The sequence below is a fragment of the Octadecabacter sp. SW4 genome (assembly GCF_008065155.1).
Taxonomy (GTDB): Bacteria; Pseudomonadota; Alphaproteobacteria; order Rhodobacterales; family Rhodobacteraceae; genus SW4.
In genome coordinates this window covers 1,595,495-1,612,086 of sequence record NZ_CP042819.1, presented here as the reverse complement: position 1 = coordinate 1,612,086, position 16,592 = coordinate 1,595,495, and the positions used below count along the sequence as shown (strand labels likewise).

At 60.4% G+C, this 16,592-nt stretch carries 21 protein-coding genes; 15 read left to right on the top strand and 6 right to left on the bottom strand.

Going from position 1 to position 16,592, the window contains the following annotated elements:
* Positions 1-378: 378 nt before the first annotated feature.
* Entirely contained in the window at positions 379-993 is a 615-nt protein-coding gene (locus FTO60_RS07975; protein ID WP_148055462.1) for a DUF2306 domain-containing protein, read from the bottom strand.
* A gap of 269 nt (positions 994-1,262) precedes the next feature.
* On the opposite strand from FTO60_RS07975, the gene FTO60_RS07970 reads away from it, so the two are divergent.
* Positions 1,263-1,838: a Crp/Fnr family transcriptional regulator gene (locus tag FTO60_RS07970; RefSeq protein ID WP_148055461.1), complete on the top strand. Its 576-nt coding sequence runs from the start codon at positions 1,263-1,265 to the stop codon at positions 1,836-1,838.
* Between the two features lie 96 nt (positions 1,839-1,934).
* On the opposite strand, the gene FTO60_RS07965 is transcribed toward FTO60_RS07970, so the two are convergent.
* Positions 1,935-2,285, bottom strand: coding sequence for a hypothetical protein (locus FTO60_RS07965; RefSeq protein ID WP_148055460.1), 351 nt, complete (start codon positions 2,283-2,285; stop codon positions 1,935-1,937).
* Between the two features lie 195 nt (positions 2,286-2,480).
* Between FTO60_RS07965 and FTO60_RS07960 the strand changes: the two genes are divergently transcribed.
* The 8 genes from FTO60_RS07960 (at position 2,481) to FTO60_RS07925 (ending at position 8,657) form a co-directional block, all read left to right on the top strand.
* The gene (locus FTO60_RS07960; RefSeq protein WP_148055459.1) at positions 2,481-3,194 is read left to right on the top strand and encodes a 50S ribosomal protein L21; all 714 of its coding nucleotides are present in this window, start codon (positions 2,481-2,483) and stop codon (positions 3,192-3,194) included.
* 12 nt (positions 3,195-3,206) lie between these two features.
* Complete coding sequence (rpmA, locus tag FTO60_RS07955) at positions 3,207-3,476, top strand: 50S ribosomal protein L27 (RefSeq protein WP_148055458.1); 270 nt, start codon at positions 3,207-3,209, stop codon at positions 3,474-3,476.
* An 87-nt stretch (positions 3,477-3,563) separates the two neighbouring features.
* A complete protein-coding gene (locus tag FTO60_RS07950; RefSeq protein WP_148055457.1) occupies positions 3,564-4,172 on the top strand; it encodes a LysE family translocator in 609 nt (202 codons plus the stop codon).
* A 46-nt stretch (positions 4,173-4,218) separates the two neighbouring features.
* Positions 4,219-4,710, top strand: coding sequence for a GNAT family N-acetyltransferase (locus tag FTO60_RS07945; RefSeq protein WP_254696928.1), 492 nt, complete (start codon positions 4,219-4,221; stop codon positions 4,708-4,710).
* A complete protein-coding gene (locus FTO60_RS07940; protein ID WP_172623844.1) occupies positions 4,707-5,201 on the top strand; it encodes a GNAT family N-acetyltransferase in 495 nt (164 codons plus the stop codon). Before FTO60_RS07945 ends, FTO60_RS07940 begins: the two co-directional genes overlap by 4 nt.
* A 73-nt stretch (positions 5,202-5,274) precedes the next feature.
* On the top strand, positions 5,275-6,321 hold the full coding sequence (gene obgE / locus FTO60_RS07935; RefSeq protein ID WP_148055454.1) for a GTPase ObgE: 1,047 nt from the start codon (positions 5,275-5,277) through the stop codon (positions 6,319-6,321).
* Positions 6,309-7,415, top strand: coding sequence for a glutamate 5-kinase (gene proB / locus FTO60_RS07930; RefSeq protein ID WP_148055453.1), 1,107 nt, complete (start codon positions 6,309-6,311; stop codon positions 7,413-7,415). The genes obgE and proB overlap by 13 nt, the downstream gene beginning before the upstream one ends.
* Positions 7,416-8,657, top strand: coding sequence for a glutamate-5-semialdehyde dehydrogenase (locus FTO60_RS07925; protein ID WP_148055452.1), 1,242 nt, complete (start codon positions 7,416-7,418; stop codon positions 8,655-8,657).
* On the opposite strand, the gene FTO60_RS07920 is transcribed toward FTO60_RS07925, so the two are convergent.
* On the bottom strand, positions 8,654-9,250 hold the full coding sequence (locus tag FTO60_RS07920) for a histidine phosphotransferase family protein (protein WP_148055451.1): 597 nt from the start codon (positions 9,248-9,250) through the stop codon (positions 8,654-8,656). The genes FTO60_RS07925 and FTO60_RS07920 overlap by 4 nt on opposite strands.
* A gap of 21 nt (positions 9,251-9,271) precedes the next feature.
* Between FTO60_RS07920 and FTO60_RS07915 the strand changes: the two genes are divergently transcribed.
* From FTO60_RS07915 to FTO60_RS07905, 3 genes are all read left to right on the top strand, one after another.
* Complete coding sequence (locus tag FTO60_RS07915; RefSeq protein ID WP_148055450.1) at positions 9,272-9,469, top strand: DUF3553 domain-containing protein; 198 nt, start codon at positions 9,272-9,274, stop codon at positions 9,467-9,469.
* Positions 9,470-9,579: 110 nt separating this feature from the next.
* Positions 9,580-10,347: a GNAT family N-acetyltransferase gene (locus FTO60_RS07910; protein WP_148055449.1), complete on the top strand. Its 768-nt coding sequence runs from the start codon at positions 9,580-9,582 to the stop codon at positions 10,345-10,347.
* Complete coding sequence (locus FTO60_RS07905; protein ID WP_148055448.1) at positions 10,344-11,171, top strand: 1-acyl-sn-glycerol-3-phosphate acyltransferase; 828 nt, start codon at positions 10,344-10,346, stop codon at positions 11,169-11,171. The genes FTO60_RS07910 and FTO60_RS07905 overlap by 4 nt, the downstream gene beginning before the upstream one ends.
* Here FTO60_RS07905 and FTO60_RS07900 read toward each other — a convergent pair.
* On the bottom strand, positions 11,152-11,778 hold the full coding sequence (locus FTO60_RS07900) for a thiamine phosphate synthase (protein WP_148055447.1): 627 nt from the start codon (positions 11,776-11,778) through the stop codon (positions 11,152-11,154). The two genes, FTO60_RS07905 and FTO60_RS07900, sit on opposite strands and share 20 nt — an antisense overlap.
* Positions 11,779-11,834: 56 nt before the next feature.
* Positions 11,835-12,164, bottom strand: a complete 330-nt coding sequence (locus tag FTO60_RS07895; protein ID WP_148055446.1) for a TfoX/Sxy family protein — start codon at positions 12,162-12,164, stop codon at positions 11,835-11,837.
* 64 nt (positions 12,165-12,228) lie between these two features.
* Here FTO60_RS07895 and FTO60_RS07890 point away from each other — a divergent pair, with 64 nt between their 5' ends.
* The 3 genes from FTO60_RS07890 to FTO60_RS07880 all read left to right on the top strand — a co-directional run bounded on the left by FTO60_RS07890 (position 12,229) and on the right by FTO60_RS07880 (position 15,705).
* The gene (locus tag FTO60_RS07890) at positions 12,229-12,975 is read left to right on the top strand and encodes an RNA methyltransferase (protein ID WP_148055445.1); all 747 of its coding nucleotides are present in this window, start codon (positions 12,229-12,231) and stop codon (positions 12,973-12,975) included.
* Between the two features lie 118 nt (positions 12,976-13,093).
* The gene (gene ctaA / locus FTO60_RS07885) at positions 13,094-14,233 is read left to right on the top strand and encodes a heme A synthase (protein WP_148055444.1); all 1,140 of its coding nucleotides are present in this window, start codon (positions 13,094-13,096) and stop codon (positions 14,231-14,233) included.
* 2 nt (positions 14,234-14,235) lie between these two features.
* On the top strand, positions 14,236-15,705 hold the full coding sequence (locus FTO60_RS07880) for a carboxypeptidase M32 (protein ID WP_148055443.1): 1,470 nt from the start codon (positions 14,236-14,238) through the stop codon (positions 15,703-15,705).
* A 108-nt stretch (positions 15,706-15,813) separates the two neighbouring features.
* On the opposite strand, the gene FTO60_RS07875 is transcribed toward FTO60_RS07880, so the two are convergent.
* Positions 15,814-16,533: a hypothetical protein gene (locus FTO60_RS07875; protein ID WP_148055442.1), complete on the bottom strand. Its 720-nt coding sequence runs from the start codon at positions 16,531-16,533 to the stop codon at positions 15,814-15,816.
* Positions 16,534-16,592 lie beyond the last annotated feature (59 nt).

Sequence of the window (16,592 nt, the reverse complement as noted above, 5' to 3'; positions counted from 1 at the left end):
TGTCTGGTGAGCGGGACGAATTGAACTTTCGCTGCGTCTGCGATGAATGTCCGCTATCACATTTTATCTGAAAAATCCGCTTCATCTCTCAGTGAGTGTGTGAGCTATTTCTCAATGTTTGGACGGATTTCGGCGTAAATTACGCTACTCTTTGCTCCTGCTGATCGGGTTGGGTTTTGTCTTTTCTCAGCCAATAGACTGGAGTTCCCCCGGTTTCGTGGACGCTTGCGATTGTAGAACTCGATCCCGATGCCGATATCCGGTTTGTTGGCCATCTCATAGTATTCTGCATAATCTGAGGTTGAGCGACAAAACTGCAGGTCGGATAGGCCAATTCGAAGCCGTCCCAACCGAACAGCAATTAATGGTGAAAAGAGTTCAAAGTCTGCCTTTGGCAGTTCTGGATCTACGGATGAAATATTCAACCACAATTAAATTTGGCACCCAACAAAGCCAGGCGACAATTGGGTAGGCGACGTCCAAAGAAATGCCTGAAACAAGCTGAGCGGGCAATATTATCCTCAACGTCACTCCTGCAAACGTCAAAGCGATTGAGCGGATCATCCATTCCTGGTGAAGGCCGATCTGACCAAGTCTTACGACTTGCAGCGCCCGGAATGTCGCGATCAGCCAAATCACTGCCAGCAACACAAACCCTGACTGAGCGATTGGGCCGCCCTTGGCGTTGAAGCCGATTAAGACGCCGGTAACCCCTGCTAACAAAACCGCGGCGCAATATATTCTACCCATCAACCGATGTCGGCGAATTGATTTCGCGCGAAACCTCTTTGACAGTTGAAACGGTGCGACGAAGAGCGCAATCGGCGCAGTGATGATGTGCAAGTAAAACGCATTTTTGAATGTCAGCAGTTGATGGGTCTCGTTCGCATAAACCACTTCCATCCCAAGCACGATAAATCGATAGGAAACGAGGGCGACAACAATGGACAAGAACCAGAACATGCCCTGTTGAATTTTCATATAATCTAGCATTCGATTATCCTTTTTTTAACGTGTCAAGCAGCCACTTAACCGAAGGGGCGCATGTCGAAGGGGACGTGCCCCGAGACGACTTCGAGATGTGCGCGTGTGACGTTGATCCTCAACAGATGGACTGACGCGCCAAGCAATCCTGAGCCAACCGCGATTATTCCGATGTGCTTTGCGGGGATTCTATTCATCATTTTGTAAACTCCTTGAACTGTGCGACACATGCCCTCAGCCCAAGCCACCCGCATTATCATCTGATAAGGACCGCAAAGATGGATTTACGGACGTTTCTGACTCAATCACCTGATATGTCAGATATTGCTTGCGCGGATGATTTTGCGTCCTATTGGAAACGAAAGCGCGTGAACAAAGGCGCGCATCTTTCCCGGCAAGAACAACCCGAAACAGATGAATTTATTCTTTTGGAAGGGCGCTTGGCAAGCAGCATTTGTGACCAAGACGGCAAGGAAGTTTGCGTCGGGTTTTACGTGGGTCCCTGTGTTGTCACGCCAAATATCGCCCGAACGCGGGACGGTGTGTCGCTCGTGTCAGTTATGGCAACCACTGATGCCCTTCTTGTTAGGATCGACAGTGATCTGCTTTCAAGTGTGATGATTTCATCTGAACCCGTCCGAAATTGGGCCAATGCTGTTCTGCGGGATGCGTTAAGCCGGAAGGTGGATCGAGAGTGGTGCCTCGCGGCTCTTGGAGGGGCCGAGCGGCTCAACTGGTTTCGCCAAGCATTCCCTGGCTATGAAGACATCTTTACCCATGCGTTGATAGCGTCCTTTTTGGGAGTCACGCCTGTCACATTGAGCCGTTTACGCGCCAGTGACAAACACAGATAGGAAGCGGACATCTATGCCTGTTGCAGCATCCGGTAAAGTGGACTCAAAGCCGACATTGCTGTTCTTTATGTCTCCGCCAAAGAATCGCCCGCCGCGTCAGGTGCTGACCACCATGATCGCGACGATCAACGCTTCGATGTTGGTCTCGTAAAGCGGTAGGTCCGATTGCAGTTGCAGCGTATGCGCCGGCCGGATCGAACGGGGCACGCGGGCAATGTCAAAGGCCTGTGTCAGTGTGGCCCCGCCGCCTGCGCGGATGTCGGCGATCAGGGCAGGGTGGTTGGTTTTCACGAATACCTCGACCCGTCCGCGCCGTTCATTGTAGATGCTGTTTTCGATGGCCGTGCCGATCCCTTGAGTGGGCCAGGTCAGTGGATTGCCAAGGTGATTTGGCCCTTCGGCGCAGGCCGATGTCAGGAGCAGGCTAAGAACGGCGAATTTACGCATATTGGCGCACCTCAATGGGTTGACTTGTGGCACAGATACGCAGATAAGCCGCCATCCGCACAAGTGACTTGTGGGGAGATAGCGAAAAACCGCCCGCTGGGCGCGCAGTCCACAGGTGGCCGGATTGGCCGAAAATGCCCCGCATATCGTATCGGGCGGGGAACCTCAGTGACGCGGAAGATGAAGGAAAGACATATGTTTGCGGTTCTCAAAACCGGCGGCAAGCAGTACAAAGTTGCCTCGGGCGACGTTCTGCGTGTTGAAAAAATCGCCGCTGCGGCTGGCGAAAAAGTGCAATTCAACGACATTCTGATGGTTGGCACGACAGTTGGCGCGCCTTTGGTCAAAGACGCGGGTGTTCAGGCCGAAGTGATCGACCAGATCAAGGGTGAAAAGACGATCAATTTCGTCAAGCGCCGCCGCAAGCACGGCAGCCAGCGCACCAAGGGCCACCGTCAGCAACTGACGATCCTGCGCGTGACCGACATCCTTGAAAAAGGTGCGGACAAATCGGGCGTCAAGGCGGCCATCGGCGGGGCCGGCTTTGAGGCCGTGATCGCCAAGTCGAACAAAAAATCCGTCAAAGCTGCCAAGCCTGCCGCTGAGAAAGCCGCAGCGCCCAAAACAGCCGCGAAAAAAGCAGCCCCCAAGGCCGAAGCCAAGGCCGAAACCAAAAAGGCAGCGCCGAAAAAAGCCGCCGCCAAAAAGACCGAGGCCGATGATCTGACACAGATCAGCGGTGTGGGTCCGGTGATCGTCAAAAAGCTGCATGCCGAAGGCGTGACAACTTTCGCCCAGATCGCGGCATGGACGCCTGAACAGGTTGCTGATATGGACGAGAAGCTGAACTTCAAAGGTCGCATCGACCGCGACGAGTGGCTGAAGCAAGCCGCTGACCTCGCGAAATAAGGAGAGACACCAATGGCACATAAAAAAGCAGGCGGTTCATCCCGTAACGGTCGCGACTCCGCAGGGCGTCGCCTTGGCGTGAAAAAATACGGCGGTGAAGCTGTCATTCCCGGCAATATCATCGTGCGTCAGCGCGGCACGGTCAAATGGCCGGGCGAAGGTGTTGGCATGGGCCGTGACCACACGATCTTTGCAACTGTCGAAGGCAACGTGACCTTCCACAAGGGTCTCAAGGGCCGCACGTTTGTATCGGTTCTCCCCGTGGCGGAGGCCGCCGAGTAAGCCGAACCTCACAAGCTGAGAAAATCAGGGGGATCGGTGCAAACCGGTCCCCCTTGTCGTATCCCCCGTATAGTTGAGGAGGGCGCGTTGCCCGTCGCAATTGCCAGTTTCACGCTTTTTGCGGCCAGTCAGGTCGCAACACCCGGTCCGGCCAATATGGTCTTGCTGGCCACGGGCGCGCGGTTTGGCCTGCGCCGGGCGTGGCCCTTCGTGGCAGGCGTGGCCCTTGGCAAGCAGTTGATCATCTGGCCGATCGGATTTGGGCTGATGACATTGCAGGACAGGGTGCCGCTGCTGTTTGCAGTACTGAAATGGATCAGCGTGGCCTATATCCTTTATCTGGCCTGGCGTGTGGCGGGGATGCGGCTGGGTCATGGCAAGGCCGATGACACGCCCCCCGGCTTTGTCGCCGGATTGGTTGTGCATCCCCTCAACCCCAAGGCATGGGCGCTGATCACGACCGGGTTCACAACCTTTGTCACGCCCGGCACCCCGACCTTGCAAGCGACCGCCACAATCGCCATCTGTCTGTTAACGTTGCAATTCATCTTGCATCCGCTTTGGACATTCGCCGGTGAGCGGATCGCCGTGACCCTCGCCGGGACCACCGGCGAGCGTTACCTGATGTGGAGCCTGGCCGCTTTGACGGTCCTATCCGTCCTGTTTGCGCTTTTCGGAGGAGGGAAGCCTTTATGATCATCGACAAAATCCCCCCCAGCCGACACTAACGTCCGATCGCTTTGTGTTGCGCCCCGTGCGGCGCAGCGACGAAGGTTTGCTGAACCTTTATTACGCCGACCCGCGCGTGGCACGGATGTATCGTAACGTGCCTCATCCGCTGCCCGAAGGGGCCGTGACGGCCTATATTGATGACGCGACCTCGCCCGAGCGGGTGCGCGATGTCTGGGCGATCGATGGGTCTGCCCAAGGCCATGCCGAGGTGATGGGGTTGATCACCCTTGAACGGATGGATCGTAATCAATCGGAAATCAGCTATTGGGTGGCGCCTGCGTTCTGGAACACCGGCATCGCATCCGAGGCGGTGCGCGTCCTGCTGGACGCAAACCCGCAAAACGCCCGCCAGATCTATGCCGAGGTGTTTCAGGACAACCCCGGATCGGCCCGCGTGCTGACCAATTGCGGTTTTGACTATCTCGGTGACGCCGAAGCCTTTAGCGTGGCGCGCGAGGCCTCGGTGCCCACATGGACCTATGTGCTGAAAATGGACAAATGAAAGCACCCACGTTGATCACCCCGCGTCTGACCCTGCGTGCCCTGCGCAAGTCAGACGCCCCCGAGATTGCGCGCAAGATCGCGCCTTGGGGGGTGATCAAATGGCTGTCCGCGCCGCCCCATCCCTACCGTCTGGCTGATGCGCGGTGGTTTATTGCCAATCAGGGCACGGGCGTGCATTGGGCAATCACCACGAACGATGCCTTTCTGGGCGTGATCGGCATGCCCGATCTGGGCTATTGGCTGGCGCAGGCGCATCAGGGGCGCGGCTATATGACTGAAGCGGCGCGCGCCGTCATCAAGTGGCATTTCGCGCAAAGCGAAGACCCCATCGTATCGGGGCATATGATCGGCAATCACGCTTCGCGCGCGGTTTTGTCAAAGCTGGGGTTTGTGGACACGCATGTTGCGGTGCAGTTCGCCGAACCGCTGGGCGAGGAGGTGCAGGTACAGCGCATGGCGCTGACGGCGGATCGCTGGGCGGCATCATAACCATGCTCCATCCCTTGAGAGCAGGCGCGCAATAGCGTATCGCCTGCAGCGACCCTAAACGAAAGCCCCGCGCATGAAATTCCTCGACCTGTGCAAAGTCTATATCCGGTCCGGCGGTGGCGGTGGCGGTTGCGTGTCGTTCCGGCGCGAGAAATTCATCGAATACGGCGGGCCTGATGGTGGCGACGGCGGGCGCGGCGGCGATGTGATCGCCGAAGCAGTTGACGGGCTGAATACCTTGATCGACTTTCGCTACCAGCAGCACTTTTTCGCCAAGAATGGCGTGCCCGGCATGGGCAGCCAGCGCACCGGTGCGGACGGCGATGATATCATCCTCAAGGTGCCGGTGGGCACGGAAATTCTGGATGAAGATCAGGAAACGGTGATTGCCGACCTCACCGAAGTCGGCCAGCGGGTGATTTTGGCCAAGGGCGGTAACGGTGGCTTTGGCAACCTGCATTTCAAATCCTCGACCAATCAGGCGCCACGCCGTGCCAACCCCGGATTGCCGGGGATTGAGCGCACGATCTGGCTGCGTCTGAAACTGATCGCCGATGCGGGGCTGTTGGGATTGCCGAACGCCGGCAAATCGACATTTCTTGCCGCCACATCCAACGCGCGCCCGAAAATTGCCGACTATCCGTTCACGACCCTTGTGCCCAACCTTGGCGTGGTCGGGGTGGACGGTGTTGAATTTGTCGTTGCCGACATTCCCGGCCTGATCGAAGGCGCCAGCGAAGGGCGCGGCCTTGGCGATCTGTTTCTTGGACACGTCGAGCGCTGCGCGGTGCTGTTGCACCTGATTGATGGCACATCGGGCGATCCCGTCGGTGATTACACCACCATCATTGCCGAGCTCGAGGCCTATGGCGGCGCACTGGCCGACAAGCCGCGTGTCACGGTGCTCAACAAAGTTGATGCGCTGGATGACGAGGAACGCAGCTTTATCCGCGATGAAATCAAGGCGGCAACGGGCGTTGATTGCCTGCTGATGTCCGGGGTGAGCGGCGAAGGCACCACCGACGTGCTGCGCGCCCTGCGTGACAAGATCGACAAGGACCGCCTGCGCGCCAAGATCGAGGCCGATGGCCCAAAAGAGGACGAAGCATGGCGTCCCTAAGCCACGCAAAACGGCTGGTCGTCAAGATCGGCTCGGCTCTGCTGGTGGAGCGCGCCAGCGGCACATTGCGCACCGATTGGTTGCGGTCACTGGCCGCCGATGTTGCCGATTTGCGCGGGCGCGGTGTGGATGTGGTGCTGGTATCGTCGGGATCCATCGCGCTGGGGCGCGGTGTGTTGGGCCTGCCACCCAGTGCCTTGGCGCTGGAACAATCACAGGCTGCGGCGGCTGTCGGCCAGATCAGGCTGGCGCGCGCCTACGAGGATGCGCTTGCGCCCCACGGTATCATCACCGCGCAAGTGCTTGTCACGCTTGAAGATTCCGTGGACCGGCGGCGTTATCTCAACAGCCGCGCGACGATGGAAACGCTGTTGTCCCTTGGGGTGACACCGATCGTCAACGAAAACGATACCATTGCCACCGATGAAATTCGCTATGGTGACAATGACCGTTTGGCGGCGCAGGTCGCCGTGACAATTGGGGCGGATATGCTGGTGCTCTTGTCGGATGTGGACGGGTTCTATTCCGACAATCCACAGGTGAACAGCGGCGCGCAACGCTATGATATCATTGACAGGATCACGCCCGAAATCGAGGCGCAAGCCGGTGATGCCGGATCGGGCCTGTCCAAGGGCGGGATGAAGACCAAGCTGATGGCGGCACGGGTGGCAACGGACGCAGGCTGCGCGATGGTCATCACATTAGGATCACCATTGAACCCACTGAAAATGTTGGAAAGTGGCGCGAATGCGACTTGGTTCACCGCCCAAACGGATCCGCAGGCGGCGCGCAAACGCTGGATCGGCGCAATGAAATCACGTGGCACGGTCACGGTCGATGCGGGCGCACAGGGCGCGCTGGCCAAGGGCAAAAGCCTGTTGCCAGCAGGTGTTACGGCCGTCACCGGCACGTTCGGGCGCGGCGATCCCGTTGAAATACTGGGGGCCGACGGTGCGCATCTGGGCCTTGGCCTTGCCCGCTACACGGGCGATGAGGCACGTTTGATCATGGGGCGGCGCACCGCTGACATTGAAACCCTCTTGGGATACACGGGACGCGCGGTGCTGATTCACCGCGATGACATGGTGATCTAAATGACTGATATTGCGACACTTATGGCCGACATCGGCGCGCGGGCCAAGGCGGCAGCCGCCGAGCTGGCCTTTGCCAGCGCCGAGCGCAAGCACGCCGCCCTGATCGGTGCTGCCGAACATGTCTGGACAGATCGCGCAGCGATCATCGCCGCCAATGCCAGGGATATGGAGTTTGGGCGTGAAAAGGGCCTGAGCGGCGCCATGCTTGATCGGTTGATGCTGGACGAGGATCGGATTCGCGGGATCGTCGATGCCCTGCGCGCGGTCGCCGAACAGCCCGATCCGGTGGGCGAAACCCTTGCCGAATGGGACATGGCCAGCGGGCTGCATATCAAGCGTGTGCGCACGCCGCTGGGTGTGATCGGCGTGATCTATGAAAGCCGTCCGAATGTGACGGCGGATGCGGGTGCGCTCTGCCTGAAGGCCGGAAATGCGGTGATCCTGCGCGGTGGCTCGGAAAGCCTGCATTCCAGCGGTGCGATCCACGCGGCGATGGTCAAGGGGCTGGTTGATGCGGGCCTGCCTGCGGACGCAATTCAACTGGTGCCAACGCGGGATCGCGCTGCCGTCAGCGCCATGCTGACCATGACCGATACGATCGACGTGATCGTGCCGCGGGGCGGCAAGGGCCTTGTGGGGTTGGTGCAACGCGAGGCGCGGGTGCCGGTATTCGCCCATCTTGAGGGGATCGTGCATATCTACATCGACAAATCCGCCGATGCTGATATGGCCCGCGCGGTCGTGATGAACGCCAAAACGCGGCGCACCGGCATTTGCGGCGCAGCGGAATGTCTGCTGGTGCATCGCGATGCGCTGGCGCTGGGGCAGCAGATTGTCGATGATCTGATGGCCGTCGGAGTCGATGTCCATGCGCAGGGGCTGAAGGGATCGGTTCCAGCCACCGATGATGACTGGGGCATGGAGTATCTTGACATGAAGATCGCCGCGAAAGTCGTTGATAATATTGACGAAGCGATTGCGCATATCCGCACCTTCGGGTCAAATCATACCGATTGCATCATGTCCGAGGACGCAGGCGCGGTGGCGCGTTTCTTTGAGCGTCTCGATAGCGCGATTCTGATGCATAACGCGTCGACCCAATTCGCCGATGGCGGCGAGTTCGGGATGGGCGGCGAGATTGGTATCGCCACCGGCAAGATGCATGCGCGCGGCCCCGTGGGCGCGGCGCAGTTGACCAGTTTCAAGTATCTTGTGAGCGGGGATGGCGCCGTTCGGTCCTAGAAGCGTGTGGAAATTTTGCCCGTGTCAAACGCCAGCGAAAGGCTGCGCTTCAACTCGTCCAGAACTTCGGGCAGCAGCGCAAATTGCACCAGCGCCGAGGACAGCGGCACGCGCGCGCGCGCATTGGTCAGGCTGTCCCAAAGATCGACGTCGATATTCATGCGGTCGCTTTCACCGGTGACCACCCATGTATCATCTTGTAAATCAACGACAATATGCCCGCCAAGCGCCATCGCCGATTCAAGGCACTGGATCAGCAGAAAGGCGGCGCGCACGGCGCGGCGCGGCAAATCACCCGCAGCCCGCCATTCATAGGCCAGCCGGCCACCACGTGACGCCGCCGACAAGGTCGCAAGGATTTCACTGCGCGAAATGACCTGATCGGCGCTGGCCGCCCCAAAGGCGATGCGGAAAAACCGCAGCCGCGCGTTGGCGTTTTCCACGCTTTCGTTGATCAGCTGCAATTCTGGCCCTTCGGGCGCGCCGGACATGCCCAGCAGTTCAACACCGTTGCCAATCGCGCCCAAAGGGCTGACAAGGTCATGACAGATGCGCGATGATACCAGCGCGGAAATATCGGCGCGTGTCCTCATGCGGGCACCGGAAAGGGCGTGATGGAGGGGATCAATGCGATACTGGAACCGGGGATGTTGGTGCGCCACCCCACCCAGCCCGATTGGGGCGTGGGGCAGGTGCAATCCAACATCGGCAGCCGCATCACGGTCAATTTCCGCGAGGCGGGCAAGGTTGTCATTGATGGCACGCGCGTGAGCCTGTCCATAGTATCCCCCGGGGGTGGTGATTCAACTTAGGGTAGCAAGGAAGCGCGCCCTGTCAATCAAGTTGGTCTCAAACTGGCCCGTGATGGTTGCCAAAGCGTTAACGCGCGCCTAGAAAATCACCTCCCAACGGCAAGAATGCGATGACAAAACCCCACAAGCCTGTTTTTCAAGCGCGTCTGGCCCGCGACGACACGGATCTGATGGCAGCCCTGCGTCTGCGCTATGACGTGTTCGTGCGCGAATTGGGCGGCGACGGGCCGTTGGTGGATCATGACGCGCAGGTTGAACGCGACAAGTTCGATCCGTTTTATGACCACCTTGTGCTGGTCGATGAAACACGCCGCCCCGGTGACCATGTGGTTGGTGCATATCGTTTGATGCAAGCGGACGGTGCCGCCCGCGCCGGGCAGTTCTACTGCGAGGACGAATATGATCTGACGGCATTGCGCGCGCTGGATCGCAAGCTGCTGGAACTGGGGCGGTCCTGCCTGCATCCCGATTATCGCGGCGGCACGGCGATGTTCGAACTCTGGGGCGCGCTGGCCCGCTACGTCGCCGCCTACGAGGTCGAAATTCTGTTCGGTGTCGCGAGCTTTCACGGCACGGATATCGCCGCATTGGCCCAAGCCCTGTCGTTGCTGCATCACCGCCATCTGGCACCAAAGAACCTGCGTGTGACATCGCGGGTGTTTCAACCGATGGATCTGATGCCCGAAGACCAGATCGACCGCCCCGCGGCCATGCGTGACACGCCCGCGCTGATCAAGGCCTACCTGCGGCTGGGCGGCTGCGTGGGCGAGGGGGCTTACGTGGATTATGCCTTTAACACCACCGATGTCTGTCTGGTGATGGATACCGCGCAGATGAATACCCGCCACCAGGGCATTTACACACAAGGCACGGCATGAGCACCTGGGACAGTGATACCCATCCGCCCCATCCGGCTATGGGTGCAGGCGCGTGGTTGCGCGTGGTGGGGCGCGGGTTGCCGTTGGCAGTGTTGGTGTTTGGCTGCCTTGCGGTCTTGTTGCTGGTGCGGCTGATCGAGCGCCCCCTTTATGGCGCGCGCCGCCCCGTGACGCCCTATATCACGCAGTTTGTCTGCCGCAGCGCCTTTGTCTTGCTGGGGATGGGCTATCGGGTCGAGGGCGAGGTCATGTCCGGCCCCGGCGCGGTGGTCGCCAATCATTCGTCCTGGCTGGATATATTCGCACTGAATGCGCGCAAACGCATCTATTTCGTGTCCAAGGCCGAGGTGGCGAAATGGCCCGGGATTGGCTGGCTGGCACGCGCCACGGGCACGGTTTTCATCCAGCGCGACAGGCGCACGGCGTCCGCGCAGGTGGCTGTGTTTCAGGACCGTCTGGCGCTGGGTCACAAGCTGTTGTTTTTCCCCGAGGGCACATCGACGGACGGGCAGCGGGTCTTGCCCTTCAAGCCGACACTGTTTGCCGCGTTCTTTGCCCCGGGGCTGCGCGAGACCCTGTCGATCCAGCCCGTTTCGGTGGTCTATCGCGGACCCACAGGGGCGGATGCGCGGTTTTACGGCTGGTGGGGCGATATGGACTTCGGCCCGCATCTGCTGTCAACGCTGGCCGCGCGCAGGCAGGGCAGTGTCACGGTGACCTATCACGCGCCCGTGCGGGTCGCGGATTTTGGCGATCGCAAGGCGCTGGCAAGCACGCTTGAAAGTCGGGTGCGCGAGGGGCTGATCAGGTCATTGCAGCCCTGAAGGCGCGCAGGGCTTGGGCGGGATCGTCTTGGTGCCAGATTTCGTCACCGATGCCAAAGAAATCGGTGTGCGGCGCCAGGGTGCGGATCAGATCGGTGTCAAGCGCGCCTTCGGCGACCACCGGCACTTCGATCATCTGTGACCACCATTCAAAAAGCTCGGGCTGCGCGCGCGTGCCATCCCCAAGGGGCGACTCCCCGACGGGGCCGAAGCTGACGTAATCCGCGCCAAGTTCGCCCGCCGTCATCCCGTCATGGCGCGAGGCGGCGCAGTAGGCCCCGACGATCGCATCGGCGCCCAGATCCTTGCGCACCTGACGCACGGAACGGGCGTGATCAATCAGATGCACCCCGTCAAGGCCCAGCCGTTCGACCATCAGGATATGGCTTTCGATCACCAGCGCAATGTCGCGGGCGTGCGTGACGGCGCGCAGGGCATCGGCGGCCTTTGCGATGCGGTCTTCGTCGCGAGTGGCCAGCGACAGGCGCACGCAGGCCACATCGGTGCTGTCAAGACAGGCTGCCAGCCGGTCGGGAAAGCTGGAGAGCTCGAATTCGGCCGGTGTGATCAGATAGATCTGTGGCAGTTCGGGGGTTTCGTCGGACATATGCGTGTTTCCGCTAGTGAGAGTCGCGCCGTTCTAGCGACATTCCCCGCGCTTGGCTACTTGGGAGGCAACGACCCAGCATGGGCAAGCGCGAGCGCCATCAAAGCGGCGCGGCGGGCGTCATCGCCGATCAGGTCTTCGCTGGCATCAACCATCCCGCCCATCGGCCGTCCGGTAAAGGAAAGCGGCGCGCAGCCCTCGATGTTGAGGGCATCGGGTTCTGCGGGTTTACCGACGCGGAACATTCCGCCACCTTTGTGGACACCGCAAACCATATGGCCATTGAGCAGAAAACACAGACCGCCAAACATCTTCTTTTCGCTGATGCCGGGCGTGTGTGCCAGATCGTCGCGCATCAGTGCCGCAAGCCCGTCGTCGTAAGCCATCCTCGTCTCCTTGCGTTGTCGGATGTGCAAGCGTAACACGGGCCACGCCCCCGAAGGACAAAAAATGCCGACCGAAACCGCCCAACCCACATTCGTGCTGATCCGCCCGCAAATGGGCGAAAACATCGGCGCGGCAGCCCGTGCCATGTGGAATTTCGGGCTTGACCGGATGCGCATCGTTGCCCCGCGTGACGGCTGGCCCAACCCCAATGCCACAGCGATGGCCAGTGGCGCGGGCCGGTTGCTGGACGCGGCGGTGATCAGCGCCGACACGCCCGCCGCATTGGCCGATTGCACCTATGTTTATGCCACCACCGCGCGCCCGCGCGGGCTGACCAAACCGGTGCTGTCGCCCGAGGCGGCAATGGCGGAGGCGGCGGCGAAAATCGCCGCTGGCGGCAAGGTTGCGGTGATGTTCGGCCCCGAACGCGCGGGCATGGAAAACGAGGATATCGCGCGGGCCAATGCGATTATCTCGGTGCCGGTGAACCCCGATTTTCCCAGTCTCAATCTGGCGCAATGTGTTCTGCTGGTGGGATACGAATGGCGCCGCGCAAGTGCCGAGGTGGTCGCGACCCGCGTCGATATGGCGCGCGATGGCGCATGGGCCGAACAGGTCGAAATTGAAAAGCTCGCCGATCACTACGAGGACACGCTGGAACGCGCCGGTTTCTTTTGGCCCGAGGCCAAGGCCGAGAGCATGAAAATGAACCTGCGCAACCTCTGGAGCCGGATGCCGCTAAGCCGCGCCGATGTGCAGATGCTGCACGGGGTGATGCGGCAAATGGTGCGCTGGAAGGACCGCGATTAGCGCGTGTCGCTGGCCTGCGCGCCCTCGCGGGAGGTTTTTGATCAGAAGAAATGGGGCTGTGCGCTTGCCTTGGCTATAGGTGCGCAATAGCTTTCCGGAAAGAGGCAAGGAGAACCGCATGGCGCAGAACCCACGCAGCATTTTTGAAGAGGTCGCGAGCAGCGAAAAGGTCGCGCCTGTGGCCAAAGGCAGCATTGATCGGCGCGGGCAGGGCGCGCGCGGCGCGATCCGGCGCTGGCTGATGGTATTGTTCGCGATGGTCGTGATTGTCATTGCCGTGGGCGGGCTGACGCGGCTGACGGATTCTGGTCTGTCGATCACCGAATGGAAGCCCCTGTCGGGGTCGGTTCCACCTCTGAATGCCGCCGATTGGGAGGCCGAATTTGCCGCCTACAAGTTAATTCCCGAATACGTTGAACAGAATGCCGGCATGTCGCTGGCCGAATTCAAGGTGATCTATTGGTGGGAATGGGGCCATCGCCAGTTGGCCCGCTCCATCGGGCTTGTCTGGGCGATCGGGTTCTTGTGGTTCTTGCTGCGCAGACAAATTCCCACGGGCTGGACGGGGCGGCTCGTTTTCGTTGGCGCATTGGGCGGTTTGCAGGGCGCTGTGGGCTGGTGGATGGTGTCCAGCGGGTTGCGTCCGGGCATGCTGGATGTGGCATCGTATCGGCTGGCGATCCATCTGGGGCTGGCCTTTGTCATTTTGGGGTTCATCGCCTGGTATGTGCTGTTGCTGGGGCGGCGCGAGGCCGATCTGATGCAGGCCCGCCGCGCGGGCGAGGCGCGGTTGTTTTCGATCACCACGGGGCTGATGCATTTTGCCTTTTTGCAAATCCTGCTGGGCGCGCTGGTGGCAGGCATTGATGCGGGGCGCAATTTTCCCACCTGGCCCTTGATGGGCGACGGGTTCTTCCCGCCTGACCCCTTTGCCGGCACCACCGTCCTGCGCGCCTTTTTCGAAGATGCAGGGCTGGTGCAATTCATCCACCGGATGGCGGGCTATCTGCTGTTTGCCTTTGGGATCGTGGTCTGGCTGCGGGGCCGAAAATCGGCCAATGGCGCCACCCGTTTTGCGTATAACGCCGTGCTGGCGATGTTGTCGCTGCAAATGGTGCTGGGCATTGTGACCGTGCTTTATGGCGCACCGGTGCAAATTGCCATCGTGCATCAATTCGGGGCCGTGGTTCTGTGGGTGCTGATTATCCGTAGCCGTTATCTGGCGCGCTACCCATTGCCGCAATCCGTGAGGGGATAGCCATGACTGCCTATAAGGATTTGATGGCCTTCCAGCGCGAAACCGAAGCGCTGGGGCAGATCGCCGGTCGTCTCGGTTGGGATCAGGAAACCATGATGCCACGCGCGGCGGCCGCGCAACGATCCGAGGAAATGGCCGCAATCGAGGGCGTGCTGCATGCGCGCCGCACCAACCCGCGTGTCGGAGATTGGCTGGCTGCCGCCGAGACCAGCGGCGAAGTCGAGGTGGCCAACCTGCGCCACATCCGCCGCCAGTTCGAGCGCGCCAGCAAGGTGCCAGCCCGCCTGGCTGCCGAGATCGCCCGCGTCACCAGTGCCGCCCAGGGTGTCTGGGCCGAGGCCCGTGCGGCAGATGATTTTGCCGCCTTTGCCCCGACCCTGCGCGAGGTTCTGGCCCTCAAGCGCGAAGAAGGTGCCGCGCTGGCCGCGGATGGCGATGTCTATGACGCGATGCTGGATGATTACGAACCCGGCGCCACGGCGGCGAACCTGTCAGCGATGTTCGATGCCCTGCGCCCGCGTCTGGTGGACCTGCGCGCGGCTATTCTCGACAAGCCTGCGCCGCAGGGCCTGACCGGTGACTTTGACGAGGGTGCGCAGATGAAACTGTCGCGCATGATCGCCAAGGTCTTTGGCTATGACATGGCCAAGGGGCGCGTGGACAAGGCCGTGCATCCGTTTTCCAGCGGTTCGGGCACCGATGTGCGTATCACCACGCGCACCGCCGCCAGCGATCCGTTCAACTGCATCTATTCCACCATTCACGAGGTCGGCCACGGGGCGTATGAACAGAATATCGACGCCGATTATCTGTTGACCCCTTTGGGGGCAGGTGCGTCGATGGGCGTGCACGAAAGCCAGTCGCGCATTTATGAAAACCAGCTGGGGCGCAGCCGCGCCTTTACCGGATGGCTTTACGGGCAGATGCGCGATGCCTTTGGCGATTTCGGGATCGCCGATGCAGATACGTTTTACGCGGCCGTGAACCGCGTCACCAACGGCTTTATCCGCACCGAAGCCGACGAGGTGCAATATAATCTGCACGTCCTGCTGCGTTCCGATCTGGAGCGCGCCCTTGTGGGGCGTGATCTTGAGGTTGATGACCTCGAGAGCGCGTGGAATGACCGTTTCGCCGCTGATTTCGGCTTTGCGGTGGACAAGCCCAGCAATGGCGTGTTGCAGGATGTCCATTGGTCGGTCGGGCTGTTTGGCTATTTCCCGACATATACCTTGGGCAATGTTTATGCGGGCTGCCTGCACGAGGCGCTGCGCGCCGCCGTTCCCGATCTGGACGCGCAACTGGCGCAGGGCGACACCGCGCGCGCGACAGGCTGGCTGCGCCAGAACGTGCAACGCCACGGCGGGTTATACGAGCCCCGCACGGTGATCGAGATGGCCAGCGGGGCGACCCCGAGCGAGGCACCGCTGCTGTCCTATCTGGAAGGCAAATTCGGCGCGATCTATGGATTGTGACAGCGCCCGTTGATCTGGCGCGCAGCGTGGCCGTTTGGGGGACGCGCTTTTGCTGGTCGGGGGATTGCGGGGTAACGTGGGTTTTAACCCACGTTACCCACCCAAACCCTAGAAGAACGGATTATAGGTAAAGGCGCGCGGGTTCTGCCCACCGCCAATCGCCATCGTGACGCCAAGGGTGATCTGATTGCCCTCGAACACCGATCCGCCGCCAAAATCATTCACCGTGTTGCCGTAATTGGCATAACCGGTCAGACGGTCGGTGATGTCATAGCCCAGCCCAAGGGCCGCCAGCTCGAAATAGCCAAAACCACCGTCATATGTGACCCGCTGGTAGCTGCCGGTGCCTTGCAAACGACCGGTCAGATCGAACGCCGTCGAGATTTCAGCCAGCGAGGCCGGTTCGATGTCGGACTCAAACCGCCCGACACGGGCCTCGACACGGTAGCGGTCGGCCACATAGGTGCCTTCGAGGGCGTAGATATAATCGCCCTCGTTGTAGCTGTCGGCGCCGATCATCAGGCCGATGCGAGTGCTGTCTGTGGGATCAACGAAGGCGTGAATCGTCGCCGCACGGGTGTCACCCACCGACAGCCAGGCCTGCGAAACATCAACCTCGTGCGAATAGGCCAGCCCGACCTGCACACCTGCGCGCGGCGTGATCAAATAGCTGGCGTCCGCCGTGAGCACGGCAAAAGTCGTGTCGATATTGCCGCCTTCGTCATATTTATAAAGCTGAAAGCCGAGGTCGGCGCTTTCAAACCCCTGCGCCTGCGTTGTGCCCGCAAGTGCGCAAAGGACCATAGCCCCCCAAAAGGTGGTTTTCATATCAATATCCTTTCCCATCCGTGATTCACTTTAGGAGAGGCGATGCGGCAAGCCAAGTG